This is a genomic window from Nocardiopsis protaetiae (assembly GCF_045446735.1).
Lineage (GTDB): Bacteria > Actinomycetota > Actinomycetes > Streptosporangiales > Streptosporangiaceae > Nocardiopsis > Nocardiopsis protaetiae.
Genome location: NZ_JBJJBV010000218.1, coordinates 1 through 11,288, shown reverse-complemented (window position 1 = coordinate 11,288; position 11,288 = coordinate 1). Strand labels below are relative to the sequence as shown.

Here is an 11,288-nt window from a genome sequence, read left to right as displayed (position 1 = left end):
CGGCCCGCCTCCAGCCCGCGGGCCCGCCGGGCCAGGGTGATGGTGCGCCACTGGTCGGCGAGCAGCGGCAGCAGCCGCAGCGCGGCGAGCACGCCCATGGCCGGGCGTTCGGGCACCTTCAGCTTCTGCACCAGGCCGTCGGCCAGGTCGGTGGGGTCGCTGCCGGCGGCGGCGAGCAGCCCGGGCAGGGCGATGGCCAGCAGGCGCACCGCCGCCCCCACGGCGCCCTCCAGGCCCTCCACGCCGTAGAGGTAGTTGACGAGCCCGCTGGACAGGCCCATGAGGATGAACGGCCCGCCCAGGACCAGCAGGGTGCGCCGCTCCAGGCCGCTGAACGGCACCAGGACCAGCACGCCCAGCAGCACCACGCCGCCGGTGACGGCGTCCACCGCCGGGACCAGGCCCAGGCCCAGGACCAGCGCGGCCAGGAGTTTGGCCGCGGGGTTGAACCGGGTCAGCCAGTACCGGGCGCCGCCGTCGCGCGGCAGGTCCAGGGTGAGGGTGTCCACGACGGGCGCCGGGGTTCCACGGTCGGCCCCTTCACGCTCGGCCACGGCCGCCTCCTTCCGCCGCGCCTTCGCGGTCGGTCTCCCGCTCCTGGGCCCGCCCGTCGGCGACGCTGATCCGCACGTCGTGCAGGTGGCGCAGCAGCAGCTCGTCGTGGGTGGCCATCACGACGGCCCGGCCCTGCGACCGCAGCTCGCCGAGCAGCTCCACCAGTTCGGTCCACGTGCGTGTGTCCTGGCCGAAGGTCGGCTCGTCCAGCATCAGGGTGTCCGGGGCGTGCGAGGGTCCGGAACTCAGTGCCGTAGCGACCGAAAGCCGCCGTTTCTCGCCCCCGGAGAGCGTGTACGGATGCACGTCCGCCAGCGCGTTCAGCCGCAGGCGCTCCAGCAGCTCGCCCACCCACGCCTCGGTCTCCGCCTCGCCCAGCCCGGCGCGCAGCGGCGCGAACCGCAGCTCGTCGCGGACGGTCCCGGTGACGAACTGGTCCTCGGCGTGCTGGAACACGGTGCCCACGTGCCGCGCCAGCCTGCGCGCGGGCCAGCGCGACAGCGGCCGCCGGTCGGCGCCGGCCAGCGGGCCGCGGGGCAGCACCGCGCCCCGGTACGGCTTGGACAGCCCGGCCAGCAGGGTGAGCAGGGTCGACTTCCCGGCCCCGTTGGGCCCGGTCAGCGCGGTGGCGGTCCCGGCCCGCACCGCGACCCCGACCTCCTCCAGGACGATCCGCCGCGGCGCGGCGCGCACGCCCAGCCCGGGCGGGGTGCGGGCGGCCAGCCCCCGCGCCTCCAGCAGGACCGGCCCGCCGGGCGCGGCCCCCAGGCCGGGCGCGGGCTCGTGCCCGGGCACCCACACGCCGCGGGCGGCCAGGGAGGCGCCGTGCGCGGCGAACACCTCCTCCGGTGTCCCGTCGGCGATCACCCCGCCCCCGGCCTCCAGCACGACCACCCGGTCCACCAGGTCCACGACCTCGGCGACCCGGTGCTCGACCAGCACCATCGTGGCGCCGGCGCGCTCCAGCAGCCGGCCCAGCACCCCGCGCACCAGCTCGGCCCCGGCCGGGTCGAGGTTGGCGGTGGGCTCGTCGAGCAGCAGCAGGCGCGGGCGCATCGCCATCGCCCCCGCGATGACCAGGCGCTGCTTCTCGCCGCCCGACAGCGCGCCGGTGGGGTGGCGCGGGCCGTAGGGGAACCCGACGGCCTCCAGGGCCTCGTGCACCCGCCCGCCGATCTCCTCCGGCGGCACGCCCAGGTTCTCGGGGCCGAAGGCGACGTCGTCCCCGACCCGGGCCATGACGATCTGCGACTCGGGGTCCTGGGCGACCAGCCCGACCCCGGCCCGGCCGCGGCGGGCCTGCTCCCCGTCCACCAGGAGCAGGCCCTCCTCCTCCCCGCCGATCGCCCCGTCCTCGCCGGTGAGCCCGGCCAGGGCGTGCAGCAGGGTGGACTTGCCGGTACCGGAGGCGCCCAGCAGCAGCACCCGTTCGCCGGGCTCGATGGTCAGGTCGACGCCCCGCAGGGTGTGCGCGTCCCGGCCCGCGTGCCGCCATCCCCATCCGGAGAGTTCGACGCGCGCGCCGGGGCGTCCTCGGTCGGCCACGGTCAGCCCTTGGCCGAGGCGAAGGGGGCCAGCGCGCCGGAGCGGGCCAGGGCGGTGGTGAGCAGGCGCGCGCCGATCCCGGCGATGACCGCGGCGCTGATGACGACGATGACGCCGTAGACCACCTGGTAGTGCAGCGGCCAGGTGACGTTGTAGGCGATGTTGTCGCGGATGGCCGGGGAGATCCCGGCGACGGCGGCGGCCAGGACGGCGACGCCCATGCCCCAGCGGCGGTAGCCGAAGGCCAGGAAGACCAGCTCGGGCAGGATGCCCTGGAGGGTGCCGTCGAGGATCACCATGATCCCCCACTGGGTGCCCAGGACCGCCGACACCGAGGCGGCGGCGATCGAGGTCAGCACGGCGGCGCCGGGCCTGCGGATGATGAGCCCGCCCAGGACGCCGGAGATCAGCCACATGCCGTAGATGGCGGCCTGCGCGGGCGGGAACCCGATGAACAGCGGCGCGGTGAGCGTCCAGAGGTGTCCCCAGGCCCAGAAGACGACGCCGATGGCGACGCCCAGCACGGCCGCGACGACGATGTCGACGGTGCGCCAGCCGCGCGCCCGCGCCTTGATGTCGGCCCAGGTACCACCGGAGGTGGTGTCGGTGCCCATGCGATGTGTCCCTTCGTCGGTGTGACGAGGGGCGGATACGGCCAAGAGCGGCACCGGGGCACGGCGGCGCCGGAAGCGGACCTCCGGCGCGCGAGACGCGCCACCGGTGGCGGTTCCCACGACTTCCTTCGCCGGCATTACCCGGATCAGGTGTGTAAGGGTCTGCGGTCGGGCCGCACTCTCAGCGCTGATGCGCTCCCCTGTCGGTTCGCCCCCATTATGCGGCATATGCCGGAAAAGACCAGCCCTACGCCCTCCCGTCTCACCACCCGGAACGCCGAGAGGGCCGGTCCCCCACCGGGACCGACCCCCGCGACCGCTCTCGATCGCCCGGCGGTCAGGCGCTGTCGTCGTCTTCCTTCTTCTTGGGCGGGGTCGCGGACGGGTCGCCGTAGCGGGACGGCGACGGGGCGAAGGACTCCGCGGGCAGGTCGGACGTGGCGCGCGACATCGTGGCCTGCCAGATCGGCCCCGGCAGGGTGCCGCCGTAGACGATCCCGTAGTAGCGGCCGCCGATCCACACCCCCTGGAGCGGGTTCTTCTCCCCGCCGCGGATGTCGCCGACCACCACGGCCGAGGCCAGGTTCGGCGTGTGCCCGGCGAACCAGGCGTAGGCCGCGTTGTCGGTGGTGCCGGTCTTGCCCGCGGCCGGGCGGCCGATGCCCAGCCCGTTGGCGGTACCGCCCTTGAAGGTCTGCTGGAGCAGGTGGTTGACGCCGTCGGCCACGTGGGCCGGCACCGCCTCCTCGTCGCAGTGCGAGCGCATCCGGATCTCGCGGAAGTCCTCGTCGCCCTCCCGGCCGATGGTCACCGAGGACACCGGGCGCGGCTCGCAGTACACGCCCCGCGCGGCGAACGTGGCGTAGGCGTTGGCGACGGTCAGCGGCGAGACCTCCTGGTCCCCCAGGGTGAAGGAGCTCCACACGCCCAGCGGTTCGCCGTCGGCCCGGTGCACGCCGGTCCGCTCGGCCATCTCGGCCGTGGCGCACAGCCCCACCCGCCGCTGGAGCTGGGCGAAGTAGGTGTTCACCGACCCCTTGGTCCCGCTGATCATGTTGTGCGAGCCCTCATCGCTCTCGCCCGCGTTGCTCACCTTCCACGTGGACATCGTCCCGCCCTCGCAGTTGGCCATCCCGCTCACCGAGACGCTCTTGGGCGAGTCGAAGCTCGTGCCGTACTTCATCCCCTTGTCCAGCGCCGCGGCCAGGGTGAACGCCTTGAACGTGGATCCCGCCTGGTACCCGTGCGAGCCCCCGTCCGCGTGGTCGACGGCCAGGTTGATGGAGGTCGTCCCGACCTCCTCCTCGTCGAACCCGTACCGCATGTTCTGGGCCATCGCCCGGACCTTGCCGGTCCCGGGCTCCACCAGCACCTGGGCGGCGAACTTGGTGGTGTCCCCCGGCGGCACCCGGGCGTCGATGGCCTCCTGGGCGGCCTCCTGCATCCCCGAGTCCAGGGTGGTGCGCACGGTGATGCCGCCGCGGCCCAGCAGGAAGTCGCGTTCGTCGGGGTCCTCGGAGAACTCCTCGGACTCCTGGAGCCAGCGCATCACGTAGTCGCAGAAGAACGGCTGCTCGCTGTGGTAGCAGCTGCCGCCGCGCGGGGTGGGCTCCAGCCGCAGGTCGGCCCCGCGGTACCCGGCGGCCTCCGCCTCGTCCAGGTGCCCGGTGGCGACCATGCGGTCGAGCACCAGGTCGCGCCGTTCGGCGGCGGCCTCGGGGTTGGACAGCGGGTCGTAGTAGGAGGGGGCGCGCACCAGGCCGACGAGGGTCGCCGCCTGGCCGGGGTCGAGCTCGGCCGCGGTGGTCGAGTAGTAGCGGCGGGCCGCGATCTCGATGCCGTGGGCGCCGGAGCCGAAGTACGCGAGGTTGAGGTACCCCTGCATGATCTCGTCCTTGCTCAGGCGGTCCTCGACGTCGATGGCGTGGCGCAGCTCGACGAGCTTGCGCGTCAGGGTCCGCTCGCTGGCGCGCCGCACGCCCTCCTCGTCGGTGGCCTGCTCGATGAGCAGGTTCTTGACGTACTGCTGGGTGATGGTCGAGCCGCCCTGGGTGTCGCCCTGGGCGGTGCGGGTGGCGGCGCGCAGCAGGCCGCGCAGGTCCAGCCCGGAGTGTTCGTAGAACCGTTCGTCCTCGACCGCCATCAGCGCGGCCGGGACCCAGGGGCTGATGTCCTCCAGGGCGACGACCTCGCGTTCCCGCCTGGCCACCTCGGCGATGGGCGTGTGGTCGACGTCGGTGATGAGGACCCGCTCGGTGAGGCGGTCGATCCTCAGGTCGGCCGGCAGCGCCATGAACCCGGACGCGGCGTCGCGGGCGACCAGTCCCAGTCCGCCCACCCAGGGCAGGACCAGCGCCGAGGCCAGCAGTCCCGCCAGCGCACCCGTCCCCGCCAGCCCCAGGACCGCCCTGCGCCTCGGCCCCGGCCGTCCCCTCCGGTTCGGCTCCGTCACGTGGTCCCCTCCCCTGCGCCGTGTGGCCCCCGCCCGTGCTCGGCACGGGCGGGGCACTGCTGCGTCGACCACCCTCGCAGGGACGGACGGCCCTGATCGGCACGAGATCGGGCGTGTCACTGAAACTCTTCATCAATCCATGGCAAAGCCCGCAGACCGGACATCACTCACGCCAGGTGCACGCCTCAACGAAACGGGCATTTCAATTCCTCGACATCGAGACGAAACGAAGCCGACCGCCGCCGCGCGCTGCAACGATGTGCACAATCTGGGACAAGCGGACTCGCGGAGATCATTCCGACACACGGGCATGTCCGCAATAAGGTCCGCCTCCCCCTCGGGTCATTCGGTCATCCCTACCCAGCCGCCACAGCCCTGCAACATGACCGATGAGTTTTCCGACTTTTCACCACAGAGAATGTCAGAACAACCAGAGAGACGCCCGAAACACCTGTCGCCTTCTGACCGGTTTGCGAGGTTTACCCAGGTGAAACCAGGCAAATACCAGCAGGAAGCCCCGACGCCTAGTGTGATGAGGATCACATAAATTATCCGGCCCTGGCACTCCGCTAAACCACACGAGAGGGCACACGATAGAGAGCGGAGTGCACCGAAGCCGCAATCCGGACAGAAACTGATCCGAATCCTTCGTTAACTCCGTCTTGCCTTGGATTAACTCTGGGTTATTTACGCCTGCGGAAAACCAAAGTGCCTCCCGAAAACGCCCGAACCACGACAATTACGGTGTAGCCAGTGATCGGACGCCTGCCCATCCTCGACATCTCTCCGGACAACGATCTCGGCCCGGTGAAAGCGGTCCCCGGCGAACGCTTCACCGTCGGCGCGACGGTCATCCGCGAAGGGCACGACTCCCTCGCCGCGGGTGTGGTCGTCTACTCGCCCAAGGGCCGCCGGGAACGCCTCGTCCGCATGGGCGAGCGCGCACCCGGGACCGACCGCCACGAGGCGGAGATCTCGCTCCCCGCGGAGGGGAAGTGGTCCTTCGCCATCGAGGCCTGGAGCGACCCCTTCGCCACCTGGCACCACGTCGCCGAGATCAAACTCCCCCTGGACCAGGACACCGACCTGGTGCTGGAGGAGGGCGCCCGGCTGCTGTCCCGGGCCGCCCGCCGCGTCCCCCGCAGGCCCGCGCTCACCCGGGCCGCCGCCGCCCTGCGCGACACCTCGCTGACCCCGGCCGAGCGCTACGCCGCCGCGGTCACCCCCGAGGTGCTCGCCCTCATGCACGAGCACCCGCTGCGCGAACTCGTCACCCGCTCGCCGCGCACCCGCGTGGTCGTGCACCGCGAACGCGCCCTGTTCGGCTCCTGGTACGAGTTCTTCCCCCGCTCCGAGGGCGCCCAGCTGGACACCGCCCCCGGCCAGGAGGTCTCCGGCACCTTCGCCACCGCCGCCAAGCGCCTGCCGGCCATCGCCGACATGGGCTTCGACGTGGTGTACCTGCCGCCGATCCACCCGGTCGGGCACGCCCACCGCAAGGGCCGCAACAACACCCTCACCGCCGGACCGGGCGAGCCCGGATCGGTGTGGGCCATCGGCTCGGCCGACGGCGGGCACGACGCCGTCCACCCGGACCTGGGCACCATCGCCGACTTCGACGCGTTCGTCTCCGAGGCCCGCGAGCACGGCCTGGAGATCGCCCTGGACCTGGCCCTACAGTGCTCCCCCGACCACCCGTGGGTCACCGAGCACCCCGAGTGGTTCACCACTCGGGCCGACGGGTCCATCGCCTACGCCGAGAACCCGCCCAAGAAGTACCAGGACATCTACCCGCTCGACTTCGACAACGACTTCCCCGGCCTGTACAAGGAGATCCGCCGCGTCGTCCAGCACTGGATCGACCACGGGGTGCGCATCTTCCGGGTCGACAACCCGCACACCAAGCCGGTGGCGTTCTGGGAGAAGCTGCTGGCCGACGTGGCCGAGAAGCACCCGGACGTGCTGTTCCTGGCCGAGGCCTTCACCCGCCCTGCCATGATGCGGACCCTGGCCAAGACCGGGTTCCACCAGTCGTACACCTACTTCACCTGGCGCAACACCCGGGACGAGCTCACCGACTACCTCACCGAGCTGAGCCGGGAGACCGCCCACTACCTGCGGCCCAACTTCTTCGCCAACACCCCCGACATCCTCAACGCCTACCTCCAGGACGGCGGCCGCCCCGCCTTCGAGATCCGCGCGGTCCTGGCCGCGCTGCTCTCGCCCACCTGGGGGATCTACTCCGGCTACGAGCTGTGCGAGAACACCCCCGTGCGGCCCGGCAGCGAGGAGTACCTGGACTCGGAGAAGTACCAGTACCGCCCCCGCGACTGGGCCGCGGCCGAGGCCGAGGGACGGAGCATCTCCGGCCTCATCACCCGGCTCAACGCGCTGCGCCGGGAGCACCCGGCCCTGCGCGAGCTGCGCAACCTGCGGTTCCACCACGTGGACGGGCCGGACATCCTCTGCTTCTCCAAGCGCCGCCCCGGCGAACACCCCGGCGACCCCGACGACGTCGTCATCGCGGTCGTCAACCTCGACCCGCACCGCGCCCGCGAGGCGACGGTGCACCTGGACCTGCCGTCCATCGGCCGTGCGTGGGAGGAGGAACTCAAGGTGACCGACGAGTTGACCGGTGCCGCCTACACCTGGGGCGCGGCGAACTACGTCCGGCTCGACCCCGAGCGGGGTCCCGCGCACGTGTTCACCGTCAACGGCAGATAGCGGCCCGCGGAGCATCCGGGGCCCGGCGGACGGTGTCCGCCGGCGCCCCTCCCATGCCCCGATCAGCCGTTGATCCGATGTCGAACATTCATTGGTGGGGAGCAGTAGATGAGCAACGACGAGTCCGGACCGGGTCGCCCCGAACACCCCGCGCACGGTCCGCTCGCGCCGGCCACCGGGGCCGCCACCGGCCCGCTCATGTCCTCCGGCGGTACCGGTGATCCCCACTGGTACAAGAACGCCGTCTTCTACGAAGTACTCGCCCGGGGGTTCCACGACTCCAACGGCGACGGCACCGGCGACCTCGCCGGACTGGTGCGGAAGCTGGACTACCTCCAGTGGCTCGGCATCGACTGCATCTGGCTGCTGCCGATGTACGAGTCCCCCCTGCGCGACGGCGGCTACGACATCTCGGACTACTTCAAGATCCTCCCCGAGTTCGGCACCACCGCCGACTTCGTGGAGCTGCTGGACGAGGCGCACCGGCGCGGCGTCCGGGTCATCACCGACCTGGTGATGAACCACACCAGCGACCAGCACCCCTGGTTCAAGGCCTCCCGCGAGGACCCCGACGGCCCCTACGGCGACTTCTACGTGTGGTCCGACACCAAGGAGCGCTACGAGGACGCCCGGATCATCTTCGTCGACACCGAGACGTCCAACTGGACCTACGACGAGGTCCGCGGCCAGTACTACTGGCACCGCTTCTTCTCCCACCAGCCCGACCTCAACTTCGAGAACCCGGCCGTCCAGGAGGCCATCCTGGAGGTCCTGCGCTACTGGCTGGACCTGGGCATCGACGGCTTCCGGCTGGACGCGGTGCCCTACCTGTACGAGCGCGAGGGCACCAACTGCGAGAACCTCAAGGAGACGCACGAGTTCCTCAAGCGCGTGCGCGCCGAGGTGGACCGGCTCTACCCCGGCCGGGTGCTGCTGAGCGAGGCCAACCAGTGGCCCTCGGAGGTCGTGGACTACTTCGGCGACCACTCGGTCGGCGGCGACGAGTGCCACATGAACTTCCACTTCCCGCTGATGCCGCGCATGTTCATGGCGGTGCGGCGCGAGCAGCGCTACCCGATCTCGGAGATCCTCGCCCAGACCCCGGAGATCCCGGAGAACTGCCAGTGGGCGATCTTCCTGCGCAACCACGACGAGCTGACCCTGGAGATGGTCACCGACGAGGAGCGCGACTACATGTACTCCGAGTACGCCAAGGAACCCCGCATGCGCGCCAACGTGGGGATCCGGCGGCGGCTCGCGCCCCTGCTGGACAACGACCGCAACCAGATCGAGCTGTTCACCGCCCTGCTGCTGTCCCTGCCCGGATCGCCGGTGCTGTACTACGGCGACGAGATCGGCATGGGCGACAACATCTGGCTGGGCGACCGCGACGCCGTGCGCACGCCCATGCAGTGGAACTCCGACCGCAACGCCGGGTTCTCCGACGGCGACCCCGGGCGCCTGTACCTGCCGCTCATCCTCGACCCGGTGTACGGCTACCAGGCGGTCAACGTCGAGTCCCAGCGGGCCAACCCCGGCTCGCTGCTCAACTGGACCCGGCAGATGATCCACATCCGCAAGAAGCACCCCGTGTTCGGCACCGGGGCGTTCACCGAGCTCGACGCCAGCAACCCGAGCGTGTTCGCGTTCATCCGCGAGCACGGCGACGACCGCATGCTGTGCGTCAACAACCTGTCCAAGCACCCGCAGCCGGTGGAGCTGGACCTGTCCCGCTACCTCGGGGTGAACCCGGTGGAGTGCTTGGGCGGGGTGCGGTTCCCGCGGATCGGTGAGCTGCCGTACCTGCTCACCCTGCCCGGACACGGCTTCTACTGGTTCCAGCTGCCCCCCGCCGCGGACACCGGCCCCGACCCCGTCGTCGGCGAGGAGGACACCGCACCGACCTACGGCCTGCCCGCGGCCGGGGTCAGTGCCCGGGCCGCGCTGGGCGGGCGCTCCCCCCGCACCCGCGGCGCCCACCACACCACGGTCACGATGCCGTCCTCCGGCGAGAAGGGGAACAGGCCCGACTGACATGTCCCAACTCGAAGAGCTTTTGGCCGTCTGGCTGCCCCGGCAGCGCTGGTTCTCCGGCAAGGGGATCCCCATCCGCCAGATCCGGGTCGAGAGCCGGCACACCCTGGTGTCCGCCGGCCCCGAGGGCCCCGACCTCAACCTGCTCGTCGTCCGCGCCGGACAGCGCGGCCGCAGCTCCCGCTACCAGGTGCTGCTCGGCTCCCGGCCGTCGCGCTCGCTGCCCGCGGACCTGGCGGGCGCCGCCATCGGCGTCCACCAGTCCCCGGGCGGGCGGTCGCGGGTCATCTACGACGCGGCCAACGACACCCAGCTGACCGCCATGCTGCTGGAACGCTTCGCCGCGCCCGCGGCGGCCGGCCATGTCCGGTTCCGCACCCTGCCCGGTGAGCGCATCCGCACCGGCTCCGTGGGGCGGATGCTCACCGGCGAGCAGTCCAACACGTCGCTGGTGTTCGGCGAGGACTACGTCCTCAAGACGTTCCGGCGGGTGTGGCCCGGGCCCAACCCGGACCTGGAGCTCAACCGGGCGCTGTACGGCTCGCCGTACGTGGCCCGGCCGTGCGGGTGGATCGAGGCGGACCTGCCCGGGTTCGCCGAGCCCACCACGCTGGCGATGCTCCAGGACTACATCCCCGGGGCCTCGGACGGCTGGGTGCTGGCCACCGCCGACGCCGAGGCGCTGCTCCGGGGCGGGGGCCGGGCCGCGGAGACCTCCTTCGCCGCCGACGCCGCCCTGCTCGGGCGCACCACGGCGGAGGTGCACCGCTCCCTGGCCCGGACCCTGCCCACGGACGTGCTGTCGGTGACGGCCACCGCGGAGCTGGCCGACGCCATGGTGGAACGGCTGGCCATGGCCAGCGCCGAGGTGCCGGAACTGGCCGAGCACGCGCCCCGGGTGATGGAGGCCTACGCCGACTTCGCCCAGGTGGACGAGCCGCTGCCGATCCAGCGCATCCACGGCGACTACCACCTGGGGCAGGTCATCCGCACCCGGTCCGGGGGGTGGGTGCTGCTCGACTTCGAGGGCGAGCCCACCGTCTCGGTCGCCGAGCGGCGGCGGCCCTCCAGCCCGCTGCGGGACGTGGCCGGGATGCTGCGCTCCTTCGACTACGCCGCCGGGTACCTGCTGGTCAAGCACCCCGGCGACGAGGAGCTGGAGTGGTCGGCGCGGTCCTGGGCGCGGGCCAACCGCGAGGCGTTCTGCCGCGGGTACGCCGACGGCGGCGGCGCCGACCCCGACAAGCACCTGACCGTGCTGCGCGCCTTCGAGTTCGACAAGGCCGTGTACGAGGTGCTGTACGAGGCCCGCAACCGTCCGCACTGGCTGCGGGTGCCGCTGGAGTCCATCGCCGCGGCGGCCG

At 71.9% G+C, this 11,288-nt stretch carries 7 protein-coding genes and 1 riboswitch; of the genes, 3 read left to right on the top strand and 4 right to left on the bottom strand.

Going from position 1 to position 11,288, the window contains the following annotated elements; genetic code table 11:
• From ACJOT3_RS26185 to ACJOT3_RS26170, 4 genes are all read right to left on the bottom strand, one after another.
• The coding region (locus ACJOT3_RS26185; protein WP_406975769.1) for a CbiQ family ECF transporter T component at positions 1-554 on the bottom strand (554 nt) is incomplete at its 3' end.
• Positions 541-2,106, bottom strand: coding sequence for an ABC transporter ATP-binding protein (locus ACJOT3_RS26180; RefSeq protein WP_406975770.1), 1,566 nt, complete (start codon positions 2,104-2,106; stop codon positions 541-543). The genes ACJOT3_RS26180 and ACJOT3_RS26185, both read right to left, overlap by 14 nt.
• Complete coding sequence (locus ACJOT3_RS26175) at positions 2,103-2,714, bottom strand: ECF transporter S component (protein ID WP_406975768.1); 612 nt, start codon at positions 2,712-2,714, stop codon at positions 2,103-2,105. Before ACJOT3_RS26175 ends, ACJOT3_RS26180 begins: the two co-directional genes overlap by 4 nt.
• A 106-nt stretch (positions 2,715-2,820) precedes the next feature.
• A riboswitch (TPP riboswitch) is annotated at positions 2,821-2,926 on the bottom strand.
• 125 nt (positions 2,927-3,051) lie between these two features.
• Entirely contained in the window at positions 3,052-5,166 is a 2,115-nt protein-coding gene (locus ACJOT3_RS26170) for a transglycosylase domain-containing protein (RefSeq protein ID WP_406975767.1), read from the bottom strand.
• Positions 5,167-5,919: 753 nt separating this feature from the next.
• Between ACJOT3_RS26170 and ACJOT3_RS26165 the strand changes: the two genes are divergently transcribed.
• From ACJOT3_RS26165 to ACJOT3_RS26155, 3 genes are all read left to right on the top strand, one after another.
• The gene (locus ACJOT3_RS26165) at positions 5,920-7,890 is read left to right on the top strand and encodes an alpha-1,4-glucan--maltose-1-phosphate maltosyltransferase (RefSeq protein WP_406975766.1); all 1,971 of its coding nucleotides are present in this window, start codon (positions 5,920-5,922) and stop codon (positions 7,888-7,890) included.
• A 108-nt stretch (positions 7,891-7,998) separates the two neighbouring features.
• Positions 7,999-9,924, top strand: coding sequence for a maltose alpha-D-glucosyltransferase (gene treS, locus ACJOT3_RS26160; RefSeq protein WP_406975765.1), 1,926 nt, complete (start codon positions 7,999-8,001; stop codon positions 9,922-9,924).
• 1 nt (position 9,925) lies between these two features.
• Positions 9,926-11,288 (top strand): maltokinase N-terminal cap-like domain-containing protein (locus tag ACJOT3_RS26155; RefSeq protein WP_406975764.1); only part of this gene is annotated, 1,363 nt, incomplete at its 3' end.